The sequence below is a fragment of the Planococcus chinensis genome (assembly GCF_042681545.1).
GTDB classification, from domain to species: Bacteria; Bacillota; Bacilli; order Bacillales_A; family Planococcaceae; genus Planococcus; species Planococcus chinensis.
The window spans coordinates 428,593-453,206 of the sequence record NZ_JBHUFW010000004.1; the positions used below are offsets into that span (position 1 = coordinate 428,593).

26 protein-coding genes and 1 riboswitch are annotated in these 24,614 nt (G+C 51.3%); of the genes, 13 read left to right on the top strand and 13 right to left on the bottom strand.

What is annotated here, in order from left to right:
- Positions 1 to 52 precede the first annotated feature (52 nt).
- Positions 53 to 158, bottom strand: a riboswitch (SAM riboswitch).
- Between the two features lie 329 nt (positions 159 to 487).
- From ACFSDB_RS04440 to ACFSDB_RS04460, 5 genes are all read left to right on the top strand, one after another.
- Positions 488 to 793, top strand: coding sequence for an antibiotic biosynthesis monooxygenase family protein (locus tag ACFSDB_RS04440; protein ID WP_204890793.1), 306 nt, complete (start codon positions 488 to 490; stop codon positions 791 to 793).
- The gene (locus ACFSDB_RS04445) at positions 790 to 1,158 is read left to right on the top strand and encodes a hypothetical protein (protein ID WP_204890792.1); all 369 of its coding nucleotides are present in this window, start codon (positions 790 to 792) and stop codon (positions 1,156 to 1,158) included. Before ACFSDB_RS04440 ends, ACFSDB_RS04445 begins: the two co-directional genes overlap by 4 nt.
- Positions 1,159 to 1,161: 3 nt before the next feature.
- On the top strand, positions 1,162 to 1,815 hold the full coding sequence (locus ACFSDB_RS04450; RefSeq protein ID WP_204890791.1) for a cobalamin B12-binding domain-containing protein: 654 nt from the start codon (positions 1,162 to 1,164) through the stop codon (positions 1,813 to 1,815).
- Entirely contained in the window at positions 1,793 to 2,563 is a 771-nt protein-coding gene (locus ACFSDB_RS04455) for an STAS domain-containing protein (RefSeq protein ID WP_204890790.1), read from the top strand. Before ACFSDB_RS04450 ends, ACFSDB_RS04455 begins: the two co-directional genes overlap by 23 nt.
- 665 nt (positions 2,564 to 3,228) lie before the next feature.
- A complete protein-coding gene (locus tag ACFSDB_RS04460) occupies positions 3,229 to 4,245 on the top strand; it encodes an LLM class flavin-dependent oxidoreductase (protein WP_377339257.1) in 1,017 nt (338 codons plus the stop codon).
- A 77-nt stretch (positions 4,246 to 4,322) separates the two neighbouring features.
- Here the strand turns inward: ACFSDB_RS04460 and ACFSDB_RS04465 are convergent, their stop codons facing one another.
- The 7 genes from ACFSDB_RS04465 to ACFSDB_RS04495 form a co-directional block, all read right to left on the bottom strand.
- Positions 4,323 to 4,493, bottom strand: a complete 171-nt coding sequence (locus ACFSDB_RS04465) for a hypothetical protein (RefSeq protein ID WP_204890788.1) — start codon at positions 4,491 to 4,493, stop codon at positions 4,323 to 4,325.
- 114 nt (positions 4,494 to 4,607) lie between these two features.
- On the bottom strand, positions 4,608 to 5,165 hold the full coding sequence (locus ACFSDB_RS04470) for a hypothetical protein (RefSeq protein ID WP_204890787.1): 558 nt from the start codon (positions 5,163 to 5,165) through the stop codon (positions 4,608 to 4,610).
- A gap of 82 nt (positions 5,166 to 5,247) precedes the next feature.
- Positions 5,248 to 6,135: a hypothetical protein gene (locus ACFSDB_RS04475; RefSeq protein ID WP_204890786.1), complete on the bottom strand. Its 888-nt coding sequence runs from the start codon at positions 6,133 to 6,135 to the stop codon at positions 5,248 to 5,250.
- A gap of 143 nt (positions 6,136 to 6,278) precedes the next feature.
- Positions 6,279 to 7,001 (bottom strand): amino acid ABC transporter ATP-binding protein, encoded by a 723-nt coding sequence (locus ACFSDB_RS04480; RefSeq protein ID WP_204890785.1) that lies wholly within the window; start codon positions 6,999 to 7,001, stop codon positions 6,279 to 6,281.
- The gene (locus tag ACFSDB_RS04485) at positions 6,994 to 7,653 is read right to left on the bottom strand and encodes an amino acid ABC transporter permease (RefSeq protein ID WP_204890784.1); all 660 of its coding nucleotides are present in this window, start codon (positions 7,651 to 7,653) and stop codon (positions 6,994 to 6,996) included. Before ACFSDB_RS04485 ends, ACFSDB_RS04480 begins: the two co-directional genes overlap by 8 nt.
- 29 nt (positions 7,654 to 7,682) lie before the next feature.
- Positions 7,683 to 8,471 carry a transporter substrate-binding domain-containing protein gene (locus ACFSDB_RS04490; RefSeq protein ID WP_204890783.1) on the bottom strand — a complete coding sequence of 263 codons (789 nt, stop codon included), beginning with the start codon at positions 8,469 to 8,471 and terminating at the stop codon, positions 7,683 to 7,685.
- A gap of 397 nt (positions 8,472 to 8,868) precedes the next feature.
- A complete protein-coding gene (locus ACFSDB_RS04495) occupies positions 8,869 to 9,528 on the bottom strand; it encodes an HAD family hydrolase (protein WP_204890782.1) in 660 nt (219 codons plus the stop codon).
- A 143-nt stretch (positions 9,529 to 9,671) separates the two neighbouring features.
- Here ACFSDB_RS04495 and ACFSDB_RS04500 point away from each other — a divergent pair, with 143 nt between their 5' ends.
- Positions 9,672 to 9,965 carry a hypothetical protein gene (locus ACFSDB_RS04500; RefSeq protein WP_204890781.1) on the top strand — a complete coding sequence of 98 codons (294 nt, stop codon included), beginning with the start codon at positions 9,672 to 9,674 and terminating at the stop codon, positions 9,963 to 9,965.
- Positions 9,966 to 10,215: 250 nt separating this feature from the next.
- On the opposite strand, the gene ACFSDB_RS04505 is transcribed toward ACFSDB_RS04500, so the two are convergent.
- From ACFSDB_RS04505 to aceA, 3 genes are read right to left on the bottom strand one after another with little or no spacing between them, the layout of a single operon-like run.
- Positions 10,216 to 10,344: a YhfH family protein gene (locus ACFSDB_RS04505; RefSeq protein WP_204890780.1), complete on the bottom strand. Its 129-nt coding sequence runs from the start codon at positions 10,342 to 10,344 to the stop codon at positions 10,216 to 10,218.
- 20 nt (positions 10,345 to 10,364) lie between these two features.
- Positions 10,365 to 11,966: a malate synthase A gene (gene aceB / locus ACFSDB_RS04510; protein WP_204890779.1), complete on the bottom strand. Its 1,602-nt coding sequence runs from the start codon at positions 11,964 to 11,966 to the stop codon at positions 10,365 to 10,367.
- 4 nt (positions 11,967 to 11,970) lie between these two features.
- A complete protein-coding gene (aceA, locus tag ACFSDB_RS04515; RefSeq protein ID WP_204890778.1) occupies positions 11,971 to 13,260 on the bottom strand; it encodes an isocitrate lyase in 1,290 nt (429 codons plus the stop codon).
- A gap of 176 nt (positions 13,261 to 13,436) precedes the next feature.
- On the opposite strand from aceA, the gene ACFSDB_RS04520 reads away from it, so the two are divergent.
- Positions 13,437 to 14,087: a LytR/AlgR family response regulator transcription factor gene (locus tag ACFSDB_RS04520; RefSeq protein WP_204890777.1), complete on the top strand. Its 651-nt coding sequence runs from the start codon at positions 13,437 to 13,439 to the stop codon at positions 14,085 to 14,087.
- A 78-nt stretch (positions 14,088 to 14,165) separates the two neighbouring features.
- Positions 14,166 to 14,660 (top strand): cupin domain-containing protein, encoded by a 495-nt coding sequence (locus tag ACFSDB_RS04525; RefSeq protein ID WP_204890776.1) that lies wholly within the window; start codon positions 14,166 to 14,168, stop codon positions 14,658 to 14,660.
- Between the two features lie 87 nt (positions 14,661 to 14,747).
- On the opposite strand, the gene ahlS is transcribed toward ACFSDB_RS04525, so the two are convergent.
- Together ahlS and ACFSDB_RS04535 are read right to left on the bottom strand one after the other, a co-directional pair.
- Entirely contained in the window at positions 14,748 to 15,596 is an 849-nt protein-coding gene (gene ahlS / locus ACFSDB_RS04530; RefSeq protein ID WP_204890775.1) for an AhlS family quorum-quenching N-acyl homoserine lactonase, read from the bottom strand.
- Between the two features lie 143 nt (positions 15,597 to 15,739).
- Positions 15,740 to 17,101 carry an aspartate kinase gene (locus ACFSDB_RS04535; RefSeq protein ID WP_204891163.1) on the bottom strand — a complete coding sequence of 454 codons (1,362 nt, stop codon included), beginning with the start codon at positions 17,099 to 17,101 and terminating at the stop codon, positions 15,740 to 15,742.
- Positions 17,102 to 17,223: 122 nt separating this feature from the next.
- Here ACFSDB_RS04535 and ACFSDB_RS04540 point away from each other — a divergent pair, with 122 nt between their 5' ends.
- The 3 genes from ACFSDB_RS04540 to thrB are packed head-to-tail and all read left to right on the top strand — an operon-like array spanning position 17,224 to position 20,476.
- On the top strand, positions 17,224 to 18,516 hold the full coding sequence (locus ACFSDB_RS04540; RefSeq protein ID WP_204890774.1) for a homoserine dehydrogenase: 1,293 nt from the start codon (positions 17,224 to 17,226) through the stop codon (positions 18,514 to 18,516).
- Positions 18,513 to 19,574: a threonine synthase gene (thrC, locus tag ACFSDB_RS04545; RefSeq protein ID WP_204890773.1), complete on the top strand. Its 1,062-nt coding sequence runs from the start codon at positions 18,513 to 18,515 to the stop codon at positions 19,572 to 19,574. The genes ACFSDB_RS04540 and thrC overlap by 4 nt, the downstream gene beginning before the upstream one ends.
- The gene (thrB, locus tag ACFSDB_RS04550) at positions 19,571 to 20,476 is read left to right on the top strand and encodes a homoserine kinase (protein ID WP_204890772.1); all 906 of its coding nucleotides are present in this window, start codon (positions 19,571 to 19,573) and stop codon (positions 20,474 to 20,476) included. Before thrC ends, thrB begins: the two co-directional genes overlap by 4 nt.
- 47 nt (positions 20,477 to 20,523) lie before the next feature.
- On the opposite strand, the gene ACFSDB_RS04555 is transcribed toward thrB, so the two are convergent.
- On the bottom strand, positions 20,524 to 21,948 hold the full coding sequence (locus tag ACFSDB_RS04555) for an NAD-dependent succinate-semialdehyde dehydrogenase (protein ID WP_204890771.1): 1,425 nt from the start codon (positions 21,946 to 21,948) through the stop codon (positions 20,524 to 20,526).
- 261 nt (positions 21,949 to 22,209) lie between these two features.
- On the opposite strand from ACFSDB_RS04555, the gene ACFSDB_RS04560 reads away from it, so the two are divergent.
- Both ACFSDB_RS04560 and ACFSDB_RS04565 read left to right on the top strand, forming a co-directional pair.
- Positions 22,210 to 23,406: a hypothetical protein gene (locus ACFSDB_RS04560; protein WP_204890770.1), complete on the top strand. Its 1,197-nt coding sequence runs from the start codon at positions 22,210 to 22,212 to the stop codon at positions 23,404 to 23,406.
- Between the two features lie 18 nt (positions 23,407 to 23,424).
- Positions 23,425 to 24,600, top strand: a complete 1,176-nt coding sequence (locus ACFSDB_RS04565) for an amidohydrolase (protein ID WP_204890769.1) — start codon at positions 23,425 to 23,427, stop codon at positions 24,598 to 24,600.
- The last annotated feature ends 14 nt before the right edge of the window (positions 24,601 to 24,614 follow it).

Here is a 24,614-nt window from a genome sequence, read left to right on the forward strand (position 1 = left end):
AACAGGGGCTTTCTTCAGAAAAAGAAGAAAGCCCCTGCCGAGGAACACGTTCTTCTCATCTTCTAGGCATGCGCCTATTGGAATTAGCACCGTGGCCATTTGCAGGCTGGTTGCTGAGACTTCACAGGGCCAAATCCCTCCGTCTCTCTAGATAAGAAATAAAATATGCAGTTGAATTTATATAATACAGATTACTTTAATGCAATTGGATGGAAAAGACAAGAGGAAAACCGAATTTTTATTAAAATTCACTCAATAAAGGCGTTCGCCGAATGCAGGAGGATTCCGTATAGGAGCAAGCGGGTATAGAATAAACCGGTGTCTTTGCCGGCGGATTTTCCAGATAAGAGCTGCGGCGCCAAAAAGGAAAAGCGCTCATTCTGTGTTCGTATGATATTGAAATCATCCGGTGCAAAGGACAACACTTTTAATTCGAAAATCGAAAGGTTATAATAGACACTAGAATTTAGCGAAAAGGGGCTTTTTGATGTATATTGTAACTTCCACTGTAACGGTGCCGGAAGAAAAAACGGACGATTTGATCGCCATTTATAAAAACCGCTCGCGGCGGGTCGACAAAGCGGAAGGCTTCCATTCGTTCCGGTTGATCCAGAATACCAAAAAGCCAAATGAGCTGACGGTGCACCTGGAATGGCATTCAAAAGAAGCCTATATGAAGTGGGTCAAGAGCAATGAGTTTAAGGAGATCCATGAACTTGAAAAGCATTATCCGGATCAGCAGCTTGCAGGCATCGTGCCGAAAGTGCGCCAATACGAGGTGGTGGCTGAATGAACACAGAAACCAAAGACCGCATTGCTTCGGCGACGGCAAATAGCATCTATGAAGCTTATCCCTCATTATGGGACCGGTTCGGGGAACGCGGATTCCATCGTACGGAGGAAGACAACCGGCATCACCTTGACCATTTGGAGACGGCGTATGACCTGCAAGACCCTAAAATCTTTCTCGATTACAGCGCTTGGCTTGAAGGCGTGCTGAACAGCCGCAATGTCGAGACCGGATTGATCATCGATAATTTTGAACGTCTGATGGATATACTGCCCGGAAAGGCAGAAAAGGCCGAAGGGGAATTCATGCTTTCATGCCTGAAGCAAGCGAATAAAATGTTGTCGGAAAGAAGACTTGAAGGAGGTTGAAGAATGATTCAACCGAAACAATTGGCGGAATTGTTCTTGGCAGGAAATGATGCGGAAGCCCTCGTGCAAGTCCGCAGATTTCTGGAGGAACATACGCAGCACGAACTGTTTGCGCGATTGCTGACACCGGCAATGTACCATGTCGGAGAATTATGGGAAAACAATGAAATCGGGGTAGCCGATGAACATTTGGCAACTGCCGTTTGTGATTTTGTCGTATCCGCCGTCGAAAACCGGAAACAGCAGGGGGATGGCACTGAGCGGAAAGTGATGGTCCTGGGGCCGGAAGGCGAAGACCATTATATTGGTTTGAAAATGGTATCGAGCCGATTCCGCGAGAACGGCTGGTCCGTGAAGTACCTGGGCCCGAATTTGCCGCTCGACCATGCTTTGGACGCTGCCAAACGCTGGAAGCCCGACGCTATAGCCCTATCAGCGGCGCTTGTCTACCGGTTGCCGGTGATCAAGACCTATATCAATGAATTTCTGGACCTGGACCCGAAACCGATTGTCTTTTTGGGAGGTCGGGCAGTTTCAAAAGCGAATCCGGAGGCACTCCGCAATGAAGGTGCGATCGTCCTGGAAGATCTTGAACAATTAGAGCGATGGCTGACGATGGGAGAGGAACCGCAAGATGGATACGGAATATCAGTTTGAAGGCTTGCCGCTCCCGGCTTTCAAATTAACAAAGGAATTGAAGGTGTTGGTTTCCTCGCAGGAAGCCGAAAAGCTTTTCGGGCCGGCGGCTTTGTTCAAGGACCTGATCGATGAAGGAAGCTTGAAGAAGGTCGAGAAATTGCTGAAGCCGGAAAACGGTTCAGTGCGTTTTGAAATGAATGCAGTTTCGGCAAGCGGCGGCCTGCTATTGGCTGATCTTTACGGCAAATGGCAAAGCGATGCAAGCTGGGCGGTTGTTGTTGTCCCTAAAGAAGATAATATCGAGCGCATATCGCAGCAATTGAGGCGCCTGCAGGAGCGGCTGCGCGAAACCGATTATGATCTGTTTCAGGAAAAGGAACTTTCCATGCAGTTGCTCCAGCGGGTCCGCATGCTTTCCGCCCCGAGCATCCGCCTGGACCTCGACCAGATGCTCATCCCGCTCTTTGGCGACTTGACGGCAGTGAAAGTGGAAGCGGTCGGCGACAATGTCCTGAAAAACATCCACGACTCGCATGTCGAAACGGCCATCATCGACTTTACCGCGGTGGACCAGATCGAAGAAGAAGGGCTTAAGCTCTGGAACGGCTTGATGCAATCGCTGAAGGTCATGGGCGTCGAGTGCATTGTGACCGGCATTAAACCGGCGCATGCGAAACGGCTGCATGGCCTGGAATCCACTACTGTCATGCGCTTCGCCTCGACACTCCTCGAAGTGCTCAATGAAAAAAGCGGAAGCCGGCTCTGAAAAGAGCCGGTTCAGCTTGTATACAAAAGAATACTTATTCCTCTTCAAGAAAGAAGAGTCATTTAGGCGAAGCTATCTCGGATCCTCCACTTCAGGCGGACGCTTTCCGCGGGCTCGCGCCGAACTAACTAAGAACCTGTGCTCCTGCGCAAGCTCGTCGCAAATGCTTGCCCTCGCGAGCTTCGGTCAAGCATTGACTGGCGTCCGAGTGGATTTCGGCACTTCGCTATCCCGCAGATAAAACCGGTGCTCCTGCATCGCTCCGCTGCTTCGTCGCAAACAAGTCGGCCGAACTGCCTTCGACCAACTTGCTCGCCGCCTTCCGTTACGGATCCCAAGCCAGCGGCTTAAGGCCAGTCATACAAAGCTGGATAAGCATCTCAATACTTTTTTAAATACAGGTGACGCTCCCGTCCGGGCTGGCCACGGAGACTCCTGTGGGACCAGCTCGAGCTGAAGGCCCCGCAGGAACGGAGTGACGAGGAGACTGAAGCCGAGCCCACGGAAAGCGAAGTGGCCAGCCCGGTCGGGCCTATACATATCTATTCATCATAATTAAACTTTGTCTACAATTCAGCCGGCTCTGAAAAGAGCCGGTTTTTCTATGCCGTGAGCCGGAAAAGTGAAGGGTGTGGAAGAAATCACTACAATGGTAAATATGAGGAGTGATTTATTTGGAACCGAAAACATTTAATAAGGTACCACTTTCGGTGCTGGACTTGGCCCCGATCAATGAAGGAAGCTGCCCGGGGCAGGCGTTCAAGAACAGCGCTGAACTGGCGCAGCACGTAGAGAAATTAGGATTCAACCGGTTTTGGCTTGCGGAACACCATAATATGCCCGGCATCGGCAGTTCCGCAACGTCTGTATTGATCGGTCATATCGCCGGTTCAACGGAGCGGATCCGTGTCGGCTCAGGCGGAGTGATGCTGCCGAACCATGCGCCGCTTGTCATTGCCGAACAGTTCGGGACGCTCGAAGCGCTTTATCCCGGACGGATCGACCTGGGGCTCGGCCGTGCGCCGGGAAGCGACCAGGCAACGGCATATGCGCTCCGCCGTACACTGCATAGCAGCGGTGATGAATTTCCGCAATTGGTGGAAGAACTGGAGAACTTCTTTTCCAATCATCCGAAAGGGCGTGTGCAGGCATATCCTGGAACTGGGCTGAATGTGCCGATTTGGCTTCTTGGCTCAAGCGGGTTCAGTGCCCAGCTTGCGGCGTTGAAAGGATTGCCGTTCTCTTTTGCCAGTCACTTTGCGCCAGACTTCACCATGCAGGCGCTGCAATTATACCACCAGAATTTCAAGCCTTCTGCCGCATTGGACGCTCCGTACGCCATGGTAGGCGTGAACGTCATCGCTGCCGATACGCAAGAGCGTGCGGAATGGCTCGCCACTTCCAGCCAGCAGCAGATGTTTGCGCTGATGCGCGGCATGCCGACAACATTCCAGCCGCCGATCGACAAGCTGGAAGATGTCTGGACGGATCGGGAAATCGCTATTTTCCGGGAGAAATTGGATACTGAATCGATGATTGTCGGAACCCCGGATGTTGTACGCGACAAACTTCAGACGTTCATCAATAAAACCCGGGCCGATGAAGTCATCGTCAACTCTCAGATTTTTCATCAGGAAGACCGGCTGCATTCTTATGAAATTGTCGCCGAAATGATGGAATAAAAAAAATCCCTTAAGAGCCTGGAGCTCTTAAGGGGTTTTTAAATGAAAAGGTTGGTCCGCAAAAAGAATGATGAAGCTTAATGAAGATCCTGGGCTTTTCTTTCTTCACGCTTCATTTCTTCTGGGACAGAGTCATCCTGGGCAGCTGCATAATCAGGTGCACCTTCACCAATCATATTCAACGCTGCTGAGTAATCCTCATCGAACTGCCGGTCAATTTCCACTGGGTCCACTTGTTTGCGTACCATGGCGAAACAACCTCCTTTTACAGAATGGGCAGCTGCCGAATAAGAATGGCTCTGTCTATCTCTTTTTATTATACTGAATATTCGTTCTTTTTGAAAGCGAAGGGACTCCGCCGTTCAACGGTAATGGGCGGTCAATTTGGCGGATAAAAATGACACAAGGCCGAAAATGGCGGAGAGGGAAAGTATGACATATACCAGAAGCGGGATTCCATCGAAAAAGCCCGATGCAGCATCCGTGAACGGCTGAGCCATATGCTCCGGACGTTCTTCACTTCTGAACAAGTGCGTGACAGTGTCGCCGGAAGCAGCCGGTTTCCAGCTGCCGCCTTCTGGGACAAGCCAGATTTCAATCTTGTCCGAAACAGCGATATCCATTTTCGCACCGCCTTCCACTTCGAGCCAGTGGGGGATATAGGTGTAGAAGACATCGATCGTTTCGCCTGGTTGTGCCAGTTCGGGCCCTTTCAGCACTTCGGCAACTTTTATTGACATGACGCGCTCCTGGCCCGGAAAATCGATTTCTTTTATGAAAGCATCCTCATTCACTTCCCCCCGAAGATGAAGGGGCGCTGCCTGTTTGATTTCTTCGACTTCCTGTGGATCCATGGCAGCAAATGCAGCTGCGATGCTGGTGGCCCAGATGAATATTGCCAGTAGCCAAACTTTTCCCATGCCAATCCCTCCCAATTACCGATAAGACGGATAGGGGAGAAAGAAGTTACAAAAAAGCCCATCAAATAATGATGGGCAAGTTTTACCGGGTTTGATTGACTTCGGCGTTCAGGATCATTGTTTCAAAAAAGATCGAAGGCGCTGATTCGTTCCATTTTTCAGAGACGGAATCATTGGTGCGTTCATCAACGACGTCGTATGCGAGTTCTGTCCGCAGGTCGTCTGTCAATGGAATTTTAACGAGCGGCCCAGCCGGCGTCAGCCAGTTCAATTGTTCCTGGCGATTCTCCAGTGCATGATTGACCCAGGCGTCCTCTTCAGATTCAGCGGCAAAGAACGGTTCAGGCGACAGCATCAGCCAAGTGTCTGCCTGGTATTTCGGCGAGACCCAGAAACTTTTCTCGATGCGCCCTTCTTCTGCAGTGAACTCGGAAACTTCGTGGCGCAGCTCTTTGACCTCTTCGCCATTGCCCAGTGTCAGGCCGCGCGAGACATAGACATTGCCTTGAAGGATTTCACCCTCGCCCGCAGGCACAGTTCCGTATGGGTTGGAAGTCGGATCGCTGCCAAAGGCCGGATCCGCTTCCCCGGAAACCGGTGCCGGATTCCACGTCTTCACAGCGGCGTGGTCGATGCCTTCAGTCTGGAGCGATAAAACGAACGGCATCCAGCTCGTATTTTCAACATGTTCGAAAATAATGGATACGCCATTGTCCAATGTCCGCTCAGTCAATGTATAGCTTCCAAGTGGAATGCCGAACAAGGACAAGCCGCGCTTGTTCACAACATCCGCGCCTTCTTCCGTAACCGTTGGATCAGAGAGGGTGAAGAACGCCGGTTTTTCAGCCAGCAGCGTGATATCTTCTTTAGAATAAACTTCCGTCTCATTTGTCATGAACATCATGCCCGTGAACAGGATAAGCGCCATGAAAAACACCACGAACAGCAACAGGATAATTTTTCTTGCCATTTTAAAACCCACCTCTATTTTTTGCGTCACCGATGATTATAGCACGTAGCAAGGAAGCTGGAAGGGCTAACTATGAGCATCCTTTGAACATTGGGGCAAACAAAAACCTGTACAGAAAAGCATTCTGTACAGGTTTTCGGGGGTTACAGGACTTTTTCAAGGAAATCTCGCGCGCGTTCGGTGCGCGGGCTGCTGAAGAATTCGGCCGGCTTTCCTTCTTCGACCAATACGCCGTGGTCGAGAAACAGGACGCGGTCCGCCACTTCCCGGGCGAAGCCCATTTCATGCGTGACGACTGCCATCGTCATCCCGCTTTTGGCAAGGTCTTTCATGACGTCGAGCACTTCTTTGACCATTTCTGGGTCAAGTGCGGATGTCGGTTCATCAAACAGCATCAGATCGGGTTCCATTGCCAGCGCACGCGCAATGGCGACGCGCTGTTTTTGTCCGCCGGACAAGCTGCTCGGATAAGCTTTTTCTTTTTCCGACAAGCCGACGCGCTTCAAGAGCGTCCGTGCTTTTTCTTCCGCCAGCGCCTTTTTTTCGCCTTTGACTTTCATCGGTGCATACGTCAGGTTCTCCAACACCGTCAAATGCGGAAACAGATGGAAATGCTGGAACACCATGCCGATTTGCTGGCGGACCTTCTGGATGTCCTTTTTCGGGCCGGTCAAATCCTGCCCGTTGACGATCACGGTCCCGGAAGTCGGGATTTCCAGCATATTAAGGCACCGGAGGAACGTCGATTTTCCCGAACCTGAAGGTCCGATGATGGAGACCACTTCGCCTTTTTCAATATGGGCCGTGATGTCCTTCAATACTTCGTTGTTGCCGAATTTCTTGTACAGGTGTTCCACTTTAATCACTTTGCTTCAGCCTCCGTTCGAACATTCTGCCGAGCACCGTTAATCCCATGACCAAGCACCAGTAGATCAAACCGACGAACAGCAAAGGTTCGAAGTTGCGGAACAAATCGGAGCCGACCACTTGCGCACGGCGCATCAAATCGAGATAGCCGATTGTCGAGACGATCGCCGACTCTTTCGTGAGTGTGATGAATTCGTTCATCAGGGCAGGAAGGATGTTCTTCAATGCCTGCGGCAGGATGATATCGGTCATCATTGCCCGGTAAGGGACGCCGAGCGCCTGTGCGGCTTCCATCTGGCCTTTATCGACCGCCTGGATGCCGGCGCGGATAATTTCAGAAATGTAAGCGGATGAGTTCAGTCCGAACGCCAGGATCGCAGACAGGAATGGCGAAATATCATAGCCGGTCAGCTGCGGGATGGAGTAGTAGATGATCATCAATTGCAGGATGAGCGGCGTCCCGCGGAAAATCGACGTGTACGCGTCCGCGAACCAGCGCAGCGGCCGGATGGAACCAATTTTGAACAATGCCAAGATCGTCCCGAGGATCGAGCCCAGGATGATGGCGAAGAAGACAAACTTTAAGGTGACCCATATCCCTTCCAGCATGAAAGGGATATAGGGGACCATTTGTGAAAAATCCAGGTTCATAGTCTACAACTCTTTTCTATAAGAAAGATTTACTCTTCGATTTCCCATTTCTCTTTCAGTTCCTGCATCTCGCCGCTTTCTTCCATTTCGGCAAGCACGCCGTTGACTTCCTCGACCAGTTCACTGCCTTTCGGGAACGCGATGGCCATGCCTGGAGATGCAGTTGTCGGATCATCGAATGCTCCCAAATCCTGGGCTTCTACGTAGCCTTTTGCGACTTCTTTATCCATGTAAGCGGCGTCGATGCGGTTTGAAAGGATTTCCTGGATCAATGCACCCGAATCATCGAGCGCTTTCAACTCGAATTTGATATCGCCTTCTTCTAGGATTTTATTGGCGCCTTCTTCCTGGATGGTGCCAAGCTGGACGCCGACTGTTTTGCCTTCCAAGTCTTCAAGCGTCTTGATGTCCGAATCTTTCTTCGTTACGAACATCTCGCCGGAGAAGTGGTATTCCGTCGAAAAGTCGACATTCTCTTTGCGCTGGTCGGTTGCGGACATTCCTGCTACAACCATATCAACGCGGTCATTTTGCAGCGCGCCAATCAACCCGTCGAATTTCATGTCGGTGATGTTCAATTCATAGCCGAGTTCGTCGGCAATATGATTAGCAAGATCGATGTCGAAGCCGACAAATTCACCGGATGCATCACGTGATTCAAACGGCGGGAATTCTGCGGAAGTCCCCATTTCCAGTACTTTTTTCTCTTCTGATGATCCAGAATCTCCTGAATCTGCCGTGTCGCTGCCGCACGCTCCAAGCAGAAGAGCTGCTGATGCGAATAAAGCCATTGCTGAATATTTTTTTGCGATTGCCATTTCTATTCCCCCTAATAATGTTGTTGGATATTTATACATCTAAATGTATTTTAACAAATAAAGGAGCGTTTGCAAAGCCCCATTTTTCCCCTCCTTCCAGTGAATAAAAACTGAATTTTCACTTTTAAACAGTTTACCGTATAAAAGAAAAGAAAGGGAGAGGGGGATGGAAATATTTTTTCATCAATGGAGCAGGGAGGAGAGCTGGCCAGCAGAGTTGCGGGGTCCGGGACAAGTGCATCCACATGAAGCGCTTTCCAAAAGCGTAAAAAGAGAGGATGAAAAAGGCGCTTCCGTCAGCCGATTTGATGGAAGGAGAGTGAGGTTTTTCTGGTTTATGCAGGAGACATGCAAAAATATGCAGAAGAAAAGCGATCCGCAGGAACGGACCGCCGGTCTAGAGTATTTCCCATTTGCGCTCTTTTGCAACGGTGAGCAACCGCGGTTCAGGCTGTACGGCAACAGGGTGGCCGACAAGTTCGAGCACAGGTAGATCGGAAAGGCTGTCGCCATAGGCGAAGCTGTTCGCCCAGTCGATGTCTTGTCCGGCAAGGGCTTCGTGGATTTTTTCGGTTTTCAGCGGCCCTTGAATATGGGAGATTTTTGCCTGGTGATCGAGTATGTCGGCTTGGTAGGGGATATCGGTGCCAATGATGGTCCCGATCGGCAGCTTTTCCGTGACGGCATGGAGGAGTGGCGTGAACGCGCCGGAAACCAGCATGACGTAATCCTCGTTTTGGACATGCCTTTTCAGCCGCTCCACCACGTTCGGGTTGAAGTCGCCGTGCATCTTGTCGGCGATTTCCCGGAAATAGCTATCCAGTTCAGTCTGGGTAAAACTTTCGAGCGCCGCAAGATAAGCCTGAACCGAACTTTCCCGCATCTTCTTGACCGATACCAGCTTCAGCTTGGAGCCGATGTACGGCGGCATGATGGCGCGGTAGAATTGGCGGTAGCGTTTGCTGTGTATAGGGTGGTTCTTCAAGTGCTCCATCATCACCTTGAACGTTTCTTTGGAATATAGCGTTCCATCAAAATCGAATATTGCAACACGCATAGCATTCACTCCGGTCTCTTTGATTTTTCTGATGGTTTTATCATACCGCAAAGGAGACAGTGCTTCTAGTTCAGGTTTATTCCGCTTACGGCCGCGGGTATAGAAGAGAAATCGCATTCAGGCATCCCAGGGAGGTTTTTCAAATGGCAGTACAGCGCATAACAGTCGGATACGTCGAACTGACGGAGCAGGAGTCGGAAGCCCTGTTTGAAAAAGTGAAGAAAGACAAAGGCATCGATAGCTATGATGCCCTTCAGGATTTAATGGAAGACTTCGATTCTCAGATTATCGAGCCTGTCTCCAAACCGTTGAAGGAAGTTCTTGGAGCTGACGAAGCTCCTGCCGAGCCGGCAAAAAAAAGCACACGCTTTATCGAAGTGTTCAATACGGTCAAAGATGATTCACGCTATCGCATCCCTTCTTCGGACCAATCGTAAGTTTCTTAAAGGCCCTAGCCGTTGCTTGGGCCTTTTTCCATGGCAATAAACGAGTACGATGCATTTCGACCGGTTTATTGAAGGGAAGCATAGTTCATGCATGCGATATATATGATTTTTGTCAAGACACCTTCCGTTCGAACCAGAATACTGTCTGCTCGCCAATAAACACTGTCCGTTCAGCTCTCTCTCCAATCATCCCTCGGGCACAAAAAAAGGACAGCCCGGAAGGCCGTCCTTTGATTTCTGTCTATTCGTCCTTATTTGCGCTGCAGCGCTCGCATTCGTAGATGATCGATTCGCGCTGTTCTTTGATTTCGCATCCGCATTCCCGGCATTCTTTCTTTGAACGGGTCCCGTAAGTTTGCATGTTTTTCATAATGATCTCCTCCAAGTAAGTTAGTTTAGTTGTTGATACCCTGGCAGCGTCAGAAATTCAGCAAATTCACTTTGGAGCGTAAGCTCGGCGAACAAGGCACGGGCTTCTTCGAAATGTCCGGAGGCATATTTTGCATCGCCGGCGGCTTCACGGATCTTCACAGTTTCTTCTTCCATCACTTCTTGGAACAATGAAACCGTGATTTTCCGGCCGTCTTCGAGAATCCCATTCGGATGGCGGATCCATTGCCAGACTTGGGAACGGGAAATTTCAGCAGTCGCCGCATCTTCCATCAGGTTGTTGATCGGGGCGGCGCCATTGCCGGACAGCCAGGAGGCGATGTACTGGATGCCGACGGAAATATTGGAACGCAAGCCGTCTTCGGTGATCGTCCCGGCCGGAACTTCGCTCAAGTCCTGTGCGGTGACTTGGACATCTTCCCGTTTGCGGTGGATCTGGTTCGGCTCCGGCATGTGTTCATCGAACTCTTGCATGGCGACGGCGACCATTCCCGGATGGGCTACCCAAGTGCCGTCGTGCCCGTCCATCGCTTCCCGGCGCTTGTCATCGCGCACTTTCTGGAATGCGGAATCATTCGCTTCAGGATCGCCTTTGACGGGGATCTGGGCAGCCATGCCGCCAAGGGCCGGGGCGTTGCGTTTATGGCAAGTTTTGATGCAGAGCTGTGTATAGGCCCGCATGAACGGAACTGTCATCGTCACTTGCGAACGGTCAGGGAAAAGATACTCCGGCCGGTTGCGCATCCGCTTGATGACGCTGAAGATATAATCCCAGCGGCCGCAATTGAGCCCTGCAGAATGATCGCGCAGCTCGTAAAGGATCTCATCCATCTCAAACGCGGCTAGGATCGTCTCAATCAGGACAGTCGCGCGGATGGTGCCTTGCGGGATGCCAAGCTCGTTTTGCGCAAAGATGAACACGTCGTTCCACAAGCGGGCTTCCAGATGGCTTTCCAGTTTCGGCAAGTAGAAATACGGGCCAGTGCCGCGTGCCAAGGATTCTTTGGCATTGTGGAAGAAATAGAGCCCGAAATCGACGAGGCTGCCGGACACCGGCTTGCCATCAATCTGGATATTCTTCTCCAAGAGATGCCAGCCGCGCGGGCGGACCATCAGCACTGCGGTTTTTTCATGGAGTGCGTATTTCTTTCCAGTCTCCGGCACTTCGAAATCGATTTGCCGGCGAACAGCGTCATACAGATTCACTTGGCCGTCAATCACATTGAACCAGCTGGGCGCGGTGGCATCCTCGAGATCGGCCATGAACATCTTCGCACCGGAATTCAGCGCGTTGATGAGCATCTTGCGATTCGTCGGGCCGGTGATCTCCACCCTGCGGTCTTTCATGTCCTCCGGCAGCGGCGCAATCGTCCAGTCGCTTTCCCGGATATGCGCTGTTTCCGGCAGGAAGCCGAGCGGTGTGCCCGCATCGATTTCCTTTTGGCGCACCTGCCGCTGTTCGAGCAGGCCTTCGCGTCGCTTGTTGAAGTTCACATGCAGTTTTTCAATGAATTCCAACGCTTCCGGCGTTAAAATGGTTTCCATTCGAGGGATTTTCTCACCTGTAACTTGAATTGTCGATTTGGTCAGCAATGGGATCATCCTTTCATTTTGCTGCTGTGAACTGGGCTGCTTCTGTAGAACCGCTCATGGCAGTCGTCGAACTTGTGCCACCTGAGATGATCTGCGACACTTCATCGAAATAACCGGTGCCGACTTCGCGCTGGTGGCGGGTTGCCGTGTAGCCTTTCGCTTCGTTGGCGAATTCGGCCTGCTGCAATTTCGAGTAGGCGGCCATGCCGTGGTCTTTGTAGTCGTAAGCAAGTTCGAACATGCTGTGGTTCAAGGCATGGAAGCCGGCAAGTGTAACGAATTGGAATTTATAGCCCATCTTGCCGAGTTCGACCTGGAACTTCGCAATGGTTTCTTTGTCGAGTTTCGCTTCCCAGTTGAACGAAGGGGAGCAATTATAAGCGAGCAGCTTGCCAGGGAACTTGGCATGGATCGCGTCCGCGAACTGCTGCGCTTCCTCCAAGTTCGGATGGGACGTTTCGCACCATACCAGATCTGCATAAGGTGCATAGGCAAGTCCGCGGGAAATGGCTTGGTCGATTCCGGCTCTGGTCCGGTAAAAGCCTTCCGGTGTGCGTTCGCCGGTGATGAACTCATGGTCGCGCGGATCGATGTCGCTCGTGATCAAATCTGCGGCATCGGCATCGGTACGCGCGATGATCAAGGTCGGTACGCCGAGCACGTCAGCGGCGAGCCTCGCTGAAACCAGATTTCTTACGGCGTTCTGCGTAGGCAAGAGCACCTTGCCGCCCAAATGGCCGCATTTTTTCTCGGAAGCAAGCTGATCTTCAAAATGGACGCCGGCGGCTCCGGCTTCGATCATCGATTTCATCAATTCGAATACGTTGAGCGGTCCGCCGAAACCGGCTTCTGCATCTGCAACAATCGGTGCGAACCAGTCGAAGCCTTCCGTATTCTCAACACTGTCGATCTGGTCAGCTCGCTGCAAGGCGCGGTTGATCTTTTTCACGACATCGGGCACGGAATTGACCGGATACAAACTTTGGTCCGGATACATCTGGCCGGCAGAGTTGGCATCCGCCGCTACTTGCCAGCCGCTCAAGTAGATGGCTTGCAGGCCCGCTTTCACTTGCTGGACCGCCTGGTTGCCGGTCAGTGCGCCAAGCGCATTGACAAAATCGGTTTCGTGGATCGAGCGGAACAGCCGCTCTGCGCCTCTTTTAGCCAGTGTATGTTCAATAAGGACAGACCCGCGAAGCTTCACGACTTCCTCCGCTGTATAAGGGCGTTCAATACCGTTCCATCTGCTGTCCTGTTCCCAACTCGTTTTCAATTGTTCTGCTTGCTGCTGCTTTGTCGTCATTCAACCCATCCCTTTCGAATAAAAAATTTTGAATCAACTGTATTAATACAGTTTGTTTTGATGTATATTACTATATAACAGACAATTCAAAGTGTCTTGAAAATTGGATGAAATCAAATATAACGTGACAAGAGCGGAAATATGGCGACAAACTGAGTTGAAAGGGGAGCGGCGGTATGGAACATAATGTGTTGGAGCAGATGGGGTTCATTATCGGGGATTGGATTCCAAAGGAGGCTTCCATTGCGATCGCGGTGGAGGGGCGCTACATATATTGCAAAGAAGGAATCCAGCGGCTGCCGATTGTGGAAGGGCAGCCTGTACTTGCGGGAAGCATTGCCGACCATGTGGGGAAAGAAGGCAAGCGGATTGAAAAGCTGGTGGACGCTGCTGTTGCAGGTTGGCCGTATTACGGCATCGGCTATCCCGTCCAAATAGGCGGGATGAGCGGTGTGCTTGTCGTCATATTGCCGGCGGATTACCCATTGCGGCAAAAGGGCCCGCTGAAATTCCTGACGGGGAAGATGGAAGAAGCATGGCGGCCGGTGCCGGTCGAGAGAATCTCCCATATTGAAAGCAGCCAGAAAAAGACTTGGTTCTATGCAGAAGAAGAAACCTATTGTTCAATCCATACCTTGAAAAATCTCCGCTCCCAGCTGCCGGACTATTTTTTGCCGGTCCACCGTGCCTACATCGTCAACATCCATTATATAGAGGAGATCTCGCGCGATTTGGCTTCCAATCTAGGGCTTACGCTGAAGGATGGCTCGGTTTTGCCGATCAGCCAGAATTTTGCTGCAGAGGTGAGGGAAAGACTCGGTTTTTAAGGAGCAGAAGAAGTGCCATCGGGCTTAAAATGCTTTGCGGTAGGGTAAACAGTCTCTAATGAAAGGAGCTGGGAGCTTATGGCAAACGAACAGTTTTATCATTTCGAAGATGATGGCGTTATTCCGAACAATCCTGCACTGAATGTCATTTTCTATCCGGAGGCGTTCAAAGAGGATCCGGAGCGGATGGAGAAAGTTTTCAATCAAAACAATTGGCAAAACAGCTGGACCGGGGGCGTTTTTGATTACCATCACTATCACAGCAATACGCATGAAGTGATTGGCATCCGCTCTGGAATGGCTATTCTCCAGCTAGGCGGCGAAAGCGGCGAACAGTTGAAAGTGAAAGCAGGCGATGTCCTGGTGCTGCCTGCCGGAACCGGCCATAAGAAAATCAGCGCAGACAGCGCATTTCAAGTGGTCGGCGCATATCCGAACGGCGTCAGCTACAACACGAAGACTGGAGAACCCGGCGAGCGGCCCTATGTGCTCGAAGATATCCAGAGTGTACCGCTTCCTTTGACGGATCCTGTTTACGGTAAGAACGGCACGCTACTGGACAATTGGACATGAAAAATCCGGACCGGCAAACATTGCCAGTCCGGATTTTTCTATACAGAGCATTTGTAAAATCGTCTTGTTAATAAATTGGAATCCTCCTTATTCGTAATAGCCTTCGGTCGATTTCCGGAAAGACTTGAACTGGGCAGCGTCATGGCCGAACCACACATCGGAATTCGTTTCCTGCGCAATTCTCCGGATCCGTTCCGCGGTCGAATTGAATCCGACGGAATCATAAAGGATACCTGGCGGTTTTACCGGCGGCCCGTAGCTCTCAGCTGTGTACAGGGCATCAGACGCGAGAATGATGCCGCCTGTCTCCGGCATGTTGATCTGTAGGCCGAGCATGCCCCACGCATGGCCGCTGCCAAAGTTGAGCAGGTGGACGCCTTCAGCAAGCTTGAGTCCGTCTTCCGTTCTCCGGACAGTTTTCCATTGAAGGTTGTTTTTGATCCAGGCATCAATATCGCCCCATATATAGGCGCCTTCCTGGGTATTTCGCGCATATGTCTGCAATGCGCCGTTCAATTCGTCTTCATGCACAATGATCGTTGCATTGGTGAAGAGTTCAAGGCATCCTGCGTGGTCTAGGTGTAGGTGGGAAGCGACAACATATTTGATGTCCTCGGGACGGACGCCGAGTTCTTCCAGGCGATGGTGAAGGTAGCATTCTTCCGGCATATCAAGCGGAAACAGCGACTGGGTCACTTTGCCCCAGCGCCCGTTCAAGCCGGTCGATTCGGGGTTGCATGCGGTATCAAAGAGGATTTTGCCTTCTGGGTGATCGATCAGGACGGTGTAAACCGGGAATTTCACCATCTCCGTCTGTGCATTTGGGTTGGCGGCGCTTGCCGGGTTGTGCATAGAGATCATATAATTCTTATCCATGCTGAGCTGGCCGTTATCCATTACATATAGCTTAGGATTCGGTTTGATTATGCCTGTCATTAAATTTCCTCCCTTCAGAATGTATCCATAATATCATAATATTCTGATTTTATAAACATCTATTTTACTAATTCTGTCTTCAAGCGGCGGGAAATTTTCCATAAAAAAAAGCGGAAGCTATGGGCTTCCGCTTTTTCGTGTTATTATGCCAGAACCGGGGCGAAGAATTCGCTGTAGAGTTCCTTCAGGATTTTGGTCTCGTCCTGTTTCAGGACGCCGAACACCAAGCTGACTTCGGATGAGCCTTGGTTGATCATTTCGATATTGGCGCCTGTACGGGCAATTGCCAACGTTGCTCTGGCAGCTAGGCCAGTGGTATACTTCATGCCTTCGCCGACTAGGACAACCATCGAGAAATCGCTGATCAGTTGGACATCATCTGCGTGAAGTTCGTTCTTCACGCGATTCACGATCCGCTGCTCCTTCTCAGGTGTCAGCTGATGGCTGCGAAGGATGACGGACAAATTGTCGATGCCGGAAGGGATGTGTTCATACGAGATGTGTTCATCTTCAAGAATCTGCAGCAATTTCCGCCCGAAGCCGATCTCCCGGTTCATCAAATACTTACTGACGTAAAGTGTCGAAAAGCCGCTGTCCGCGGAAATGCCGGTCACAGGCCGTTTGGAGAAATCCCGTTCGGCAACGATCATTGTCCCAGGCGCGGAAGGGTTGTTTGTATTTTTGATGCAGACAGGAACCGAGGCTTTGAATGCCGGCATCAGTGCTTCGTCGTGAAGAACGGCAAAGCCCGCGTAGGAAAGCTCCCGCATTTCCCGGTACGTCATTTCTTCGATTTCTGCCGGATTGTCGACGACTTTCGGATTCGCTGCAAAAACACAGTCGACATCGGTAAAGTTTTCGTACAGATCAGCTCCGACGGCTGCTGCCAGGATAGAGCCGGTAATATCAGAGCCGCCCCGGTCGAATGTCCGAAGCTCTCCGTCTTTGGTGAACCCGAAAAATCCGGGGAACACACTGATTGTTTTCCGGTCTTTCAATGCCGAAAGATTATGGAGGGATTCCGGCAATGCTTGTACGCGGGCGGGCGCACTGGTGACAATCATGCCGCCGTCCAATGGATTGATGTATTCGGCAGGGAGGCCGATCGAAGAGAGGTAGGCTGAGACCAGTTTCGCGGAATTGTCTTCTCCGCTTGCTTTCATCTGATCATAGAACAAAGAAGGATTCGCTTTGCTGGCCGCAAGGCGCCAAGACAAATCTGCAGCGATAATGGCAACGACTTCGCTGCCAAGCCCCAGGTCCATCGCAATCTGGCTATAGCGGTTGAGCACTTTGTCGAGCGGGCCTTTGGTATCTTTATCGGCGAGTGCCGCTTCTGCCAAGCTGATCAGCAGATCCGTCACTTTCTCGTCACCGTCAAAACGCTTGCCGGGAGCTGATACTACAACGATCCGGCGCGTTGGATCCGCCTGGATGATGTCTGCCACTTTTTTGATCTGTTCTGCGCTGGCAACGGATGTGCCGCCGAATTTACATACTTTCATCATAATCAGCTCCAATGTTTATTGGGATTAAGGGTTGCTTTCGATTTGGTATAATACTATAATGTCTTTATGGAAAAAACAACTGTATTTTTACAGTGTACACAGCTTAGGAGGAATCGTCAATGAAAAATGAAATCTCAATCGGACTATTAGGAATGGGGACAGTAGGCAGCGGGGTGGCGACCATTCTGCAGCAACACCAGGATGATCTCCGACATAAACTCGGCGTTCCGGTCACAATCAAAAAGGTCCTGGTCAAGGACTTGAACAAGGAACGGCTGTCGAGCCTGGATCCGGTTGTATTCACCACGGATATTCATGAAATTCTAGATGATTCTTCTTTGGATATTATCGTTGAAGTCATGGGCGGCATTGAAGGCGCGAAAAGTGCAATTGAAAGTGCATTGAAAGCCGGCAAAGGAGTGGTCACAGCCAACAAGGACGTCATGGCGCAATACGGCCACGAATTGTTAAAGCTGGCTGACGAACAGAAATGCGATCTTTTCTATGAAGCGAGTGTGGCAGGCGGCATCCCGATTATCCGGACGCTTGAAGACGGCTTGGCGTCAGACCGGATCACCAGTTTGATGGGGATTGTCAACGGCACGACCAACTTCATCCTGACAAAAATGAAAACCGACCATATGAGTTATGAAGCAGCGCTTGCAGAAGCAACGCGGCTCGGCTATGCGGAAGCGGATCCTTCGGCGGATGTCGACGGCCTGGACGCTGCACGGAAGATGGTCATCTTGTCGTCGCTTGCGTTTTCCACAGAAGTCCACCTTGAAGATGTCCTGGTCCGGGGAATGAAGGAAATCGGCGACGGTGATTTGGAGATAGCGGCAGAATTCGGCTACACCATGAAAATGGTCGGCTCCTCGAAAAAAGATGAAGATGGAATCGAAGTATCAGTCGAACCGGTATTGATGGCGAATTCGCATCCGCTTGCTTCCGTCAACAATGAATTCAACGCCGTTTATATTCACGGTGATGCTGTGGGGGAAACGATGCTCTACGGCCCCGGGGCAGGGTCCTTGCCTACGGCTACATCCGTCGTATCCGACATCATTGCCGCCTGCCGCAATCTGCTACTTGAAGTGAACGGCAAGCGTGTCCATTCGGCCCAGCATGAACGGGTCATCAAACCTGAGAGCCGCCGCTATGCCAAGTACTTCCATCGCCTGCTGGTCAACGACGAAGTGGGTGTATTGGCAAAGATCACCGCAACATACAGCAATCACGGAGCGAGCCTGCAATCAGTGATCCAGCGGCCCGCGGAAAAGGCAGGGCAGGCGGAATTGGTTTTATTGACACACCGGATTTCACGTCAGCAGCATTTGGACGTCATCAATGAATTGGCAGGTACGGCAAGCGTCATCAGCCATTACCGCATCGAAGGGGAGGAAACAGCATGAGATGGCCTGGACTGATTGAACAATATAAAGAATGGCTGCCGGTGAATGAAAACACGCCTGCACTGACGCTGCAGGAAGGCAACACACCGCTGGTCAGGTTGGAAACATTATCGGAGCGCTGGGGAATCGATTTATACGTGAAGCTTGAAGGAGCGAATCCAACTGGATCGTTCAAAGACCGCGGCATGGTGATGGCCGTAGCAAAAGCGAAAGAGGAAGGCAAGACGGTTCTTGTCTGCGCTTCGACCGGCAATACATCAGCATCCGCTGCTGCATATGGAGCCAGAGCCGGCATACGGACAATCGTCGTCATTCCGGAAGGGCGCATTGCGCTCGGAAAACTCGCACAAGCAAAAATGTACGGGGCCGAAATCCTGGAGATCAAAGGCAATTTTGATGAGGCGCTCCGCATGGTGAGGGAAGTTGGCCAGGAGGCCGGCATCGCACTTGTCAATTCTGTTAACCCATACCGGCTTGAAGGGCAAAAGACGATTGCGTTCGAAGTGATCGACCAGCTTGGCAAAGTTCCAGACATCTTCGCATTGCCGGTTGGAAATGCGGGCAACATCTCAGCTTCGTGGAAAGGGTTCAGTGAATATGCCGAAAAAACCGGCGCCAAACGCCCTGAACTGCTAGGCGTCCAGGCTGCCGGAGCAGCCCCGATCGTTAACAACAAGGTCGTTGAGAATCCGGAAACGGTGGCAACCGCCATCCGCATCGGCAATCCGGCCAGCTGGGATTTGGCATTGAACGCATTGGACCAGTCAAACGGAACCATTCTGGCCGCGACAGACGAAGAGATTTTGGAAGCTTATCAATTGCTGGCAGCAACAGAAGGCGTATTTGCGGAACCGGCATCCTGTGCTTCCATCGCCGGAATCCAAAAACAGGTGGAAAGCGGAAACCTTCCAAAAGGTTCGACCGTTGTAGCGGTATTGACGGGCAATGGCTTGAAAGATCCGGAGACGGCAATTTCAGTCAACGAACACAAGGCGCAATTGGTGCCCGAGGATATGGAACGTTTCTGGGAGGATTTGAAGAAAGGGGTCAAGGCATGAAATGGAACGACTTTACCGTAACAGTGCCGGCTTCCACAGCGAACTTGGGCCCTGGATTTGATTCAATCGGACTGGCGCTGGATTTGCATTTGTCCGTCCACGTCTCGCAGGCAAAAGAGTGGGAAGTGCGGTATGCTGATGAAAGCTACCAGCATTTATCCGGTGCTGCAGACAACCTGATTGTTGAAGCAGCGTTAAAAACTGCCGCAAAGTACGGACGGGAACTGCCGCCTGCAAAGCTTGCGGTGGAAACGGACATTCCGCTCGGCCGGGGGCTCGGCAGCAGCGCCGCTGCCATTGCGGCCGGCATTGAAATTGCCGACCGCCTCCTGGGCCTGGAGATTCCAGCAAACGAGAAAGTGGAGATCGGGACAGAAATGGAAGGCCATCCGGACAATATCTCCGCTGCAATATTAGGCGGTTTGACGATTTCCTACGCGGAAGGGGAAGAACTGTCAATCATCCATGTGCCGGACGTCGAGATCGGTATCCTGATCCTGGTGCCGCCGGCCGAATTCCTTACGGCTGAATCGAGGGGCCTGTTGCCGGAGAGCCTGCCCCATCCCGAGGCCATACGGAGCAGCATGGCGGCAAATGTCCTTTCTGCAGCTTTGGCAAAAGGGGATTGGGAGACAGCAGGGCGGATGATGGAGAAAGACGGATTCCATGAAACGTTCCGAAAAAGCAGGTTCCCCGATTTTGATGCGATCCGGCAAGCATGCCGGGACCATGGCGCTTATGGCGCAGCCATCAGCGGGGCAGGGCCTTCGCTTTTTGTGGCAACAGAAAAAGGCATGCAGCAAAAAATCTGTCGCATGCTGAGTGAACGGTTCCCGCATTATGAATGCCTGGCCATCCGGCCTTCAGATGCAGGGATAAAGTCAGTCCAAACCGTGTTATAGCCATACAAAAAACGGTCCGGAATTTTCCGGGCCGTTTTTATGTTGCTTTATATTTTGATGGAAATGTATTTGGTCTCCAAGAACGCCTCAAGGCCTTCCTGCCCGCCTTCGCGGCCGATGCCGCTTTCCTTCATGCCGCCGAACGGAGCTTGTGCGGTTGATGGGGCGCCGTCATTCCAGCCCACGATTCCGTATTCCAGGTTTTCGGCGATATACGTACCGCGCGATAAGCTGTCTGTGAAGAAATAGGCAGCAAGGCCGAACCGCGTATCGTTAGCCAGCCGGACCGCTTCCTCGACTGTATCGAAAGCCATAATCGGCGCCACCGGCCCGAACGTTTCCTCATTCATGACAAGCATGTCCGGTGTCGCATTGACAAGCACAGTCGGATTGTAGAAATACGCGCCGTTTTCCGCTTTGCCGTCCCCGCCGACCAACACCGTCGCGCCTTTTTCGACAGCATCCTGGACATGGCGCGCGGATTTTTCATAGCCGTCCTGGTCGACAAGCGGCCCGATTTGAACGCCTTCTTCCATGCCGTTGCCGACTTTCAGCTTGGCCGTTGCCTCTTGGAGGCGCTGTGAAAATTCTTCCACAATAGCTTGATGGACATAGATGCGATTGCCGCAGACACACGTTTGGCCGGCGTTGCGGAATTTCGAGGCCATGACGCCTTCGACCGCCAAATCCATATTGGCATCATCGCAGACGATGATCGGGGCATGGCCGCCAAGTTCAAGGGAGAGGTTCAGCATCGAATCGGCGCTTTGCTTCATCAATTCCTTGCCGATTTCGGTTGAACCAGTGAAGGTCAACTTGCGGACAGCAGGATGGCTGGTGAAGACGCGCCCGATTTTGCTGGCACTTCCTGTCACGAGATTGATCACCCCTTTAGGAAACCCGGCCTCCTCAGCCAATTCGTACATGCGCACCGCCGTCAAAGGCGTCAGTTTTGCAGGCTTCGCTACGAACGTACAGCCAGCTGCAAGCGCAGGTGCCATTTTTCTGGCCATCATCGCAGCAGGGAAGTTCCATGGGGTGATCGATACGACCACTCCTACAGGCTGCTTCAGCACCTGGATCCGTTTTCCTTCTTTTGAGGCAGGGACCAGACGGCCGTTTGAGCGCTTCGCTTCTTCGGCAAACCAGGAAATGAATGAAGCGGAATATTCAATCTCGCCGATCGCCTCGGCAAGCGGCTTGCCCATTTCCTTTGTCATGATTTCCGCCACTTCCTGTTTGTGCTCAAGCAGCAGATCGTGCCACTTCATCAGCAGGCCGGCCCGTTCGTAAACAGTCGTCTTTGACCAGGAAGGAAAAGCCGCCGCTGCCGCTTCCACTGCAGCAATCGCTTCCTGTTCACCGCCATTTGGCACCGTTCCGTATTTTTCGCCTGTCGCCGGATTCATCACGTCAATGACGCCGTCTCCTTCAGTGGACCATTCTCCATTGATATAATGCTTGCCTTCCATTGCTTCATCCTCCTTTAAAGTGAAAAACCCTATCTTATCCACATACCTCTAACGCAAGATTCTAAACACTGAGGAAAAATAAATTCCCGCATGCCTTTTAATGCTGCAAAATGCAATATACCGCCATTGTAACCGTTATCATTAAAATCTGCAATTTCTAAATAATCTCTTTATTCTATTTATCCTTTAGTAAGAATGTGCTAATATTGCATCAGCACTTTCACTCAGTGAAGCGCCAGAAAACGTCAAGGAGGAAGAAAAATGGCTCAAATGCTGGCCTTATCAATTCTTGTATTCATCTTATTTATCGGAGAGGCTGTATCCATCCGGACAAAGGCATGGATTCCGTCAATTTTCATCAGCGGGCTCTTGTTTCTCATCGGCTACTGGACATTCTTCCCGAAAGAGATCGTAGCCATCGCAGGGATACCGCCTGCTGTTGTTACTATGCTCATTTACCTTTTGATCGTAAACATGGGGACCCTGTTGTCGCTTCAGGAACTAAAAGCGCAGTGGAAAACGATTTTGATCGCACTAGCCGGTATCTTAGGGATTATCGCTGCACTATTCGGCATCGGGATGCTGCTGTTCGATTTTGAAACAGTTGTCGTAGCAATTCCGCCTTTGGTCGGCGGCGTCGTATCGGCATTGATCATGTCCGAAGGGGCAGAAGCGGCAGGCTTGCCGACATTGGCGGTATTTGCCATTGTCATTTATGTTATGCAGGGGTTTGCCGGTTACCCGCTGACATCGATCATGCTTAAACGAGAAGGCAGATCGCTTCTTGAGAAATACAGAAACAACGAGCTTGCGCTTTTGCCTAAAGGCCCGGATGCCCACGTGAAACCTGGCGAGGAAGTCCGTGAACCGCGCATGTTCGCGAAAATGCCGCCGCAGTACAATACGGATTTCTTCAAGTTCACACGGCTTGCGCTGGTGGGCTATGCAGCGTACATCGTTTCAACGCTCGCAGCACCATATGTTGAAATCAGCCCGTTCGTATTGTGCTTGTTCTTCGGTGTTGTTGCCCGGAGCATCGGATTCCTGGAGCGCCATCCGCTTCAAAAAGCGAACGGTTTCGGTTTTGCGATTCTCGGATTGCTCCTCTTCGTGTTCGACGGCTTGAAAAACGCGACGCCGGAAATGATGTTGGATCTTATCTACCCGCTCGTTACATTGATTGCACTTGGCGTGGCAGGCATGTATATATTCTCGTTCATTGTGGGCAAGCTATTGAAAATCAGCAAAGAAATGGCGTTTGCCGTCTCGCTGACGGCGCTTTACGGATTCCCGGCCGATTATGTCATTACGGTCGAGGTCATTAACTCGCTGACGAAAGATGAAGAAGAGCGCGATGTATTGACCAGCTACATGCTGCCGCCGATGCTCGTGGCCGGATTCATCACCGTGACCATCGTCTCCGTCATTTTGGCAGGGATATTCGTCGGCTTCTTATAAAATTGGAGGGACTACAGCATGATCAATAAAACCATCACGAAACTATTGGAAGAAAACCAAGAAAAGACAATTGAAATCCGAAGAAAGCTCCACAGCGAACCGGAATTGTCTTGGGAAGAGTACAATACCTCTCAGTTTGTTTACGAGTTTTTAACGGATTTAGGGATAGAATGCCGCAAGACCGAACCTACCGGCGTGATCGGCACGTTGACGGGAGGCAAAGAAGGGCGCACAGTGGCGCTGCGAGCGGATATGGATGCTTTGTCTGTGGATGAACTGAATGCGGATCTGCCTTATAAATCCGGCACCGCGGGCAAAATGCATGCGTGCGGCCATGATGCCCATACGTCGATGCTGTTGGCAGCTGCGAAAGCGTTGGCTGAAGTCAAAGAAGACATTCCGGGAACGGTTCGCTTCATTTTCCAGCCGGCTGAAGAAGTAGCTACCGGTGCAAAAGCAATGGTTGAACAAGGCGCAATGGAAGGAGTGGATGACGTTTTTGGCATCCACATCTGGTCACAGATGCCGACCCACAAAGTAGCCTGCAATCCGGGGCCGTCATTTGCATCAGCAGATATTTTCAAGGTGCATTTCAAAGGGCAGGGCGGGCATGGCGCTATGCCTCAGGATTGCATCGATGCGGCAATCATCGCCTCCTCGTTTGTCATGAACATCCAGTCAATCGTTTCGCGTACGATTGATCCACAAAAGGCTGCGGTCGTCACGGTCGGCAAAATGGTAGTGGGCACACGATTCAACATCATTGCTGAAAACGCAGAGATCGAAGGAACCGTCCGCTGCTTTGATGCCGGAGTGCGGGACCACATTGAAAAACAGCTTCAGGTTTATGCCGAACAGACAGCTTCGATTTATGGTGGAAGTGCAACTGTCGAATATATCCGGGGCACTCAACCGGTGATCAACGGCGAAGAAAGCGCAGAGCTGGTGCAGCAAGTTGCGAAGGAAGCATTCGGTGAAGATGCGCTCTACGATGAAAAACCGACAATGGGCGGGGAGGATTTCTCGTTCTTCTTGGACGAAGCGCCGGGAAGCTTTGCGCTTGTCGGAAGCGGCAATCCTGAAAAGGACACCGAATGGGCACACCATCACGGGAAATTCAATGTCGATGAAGATGCGCTTGCAACAGGAGCGGAACTTTACGCGCAATATGCATGGGCTTATCTGAATAAATAAGGAAATGGAGGTTT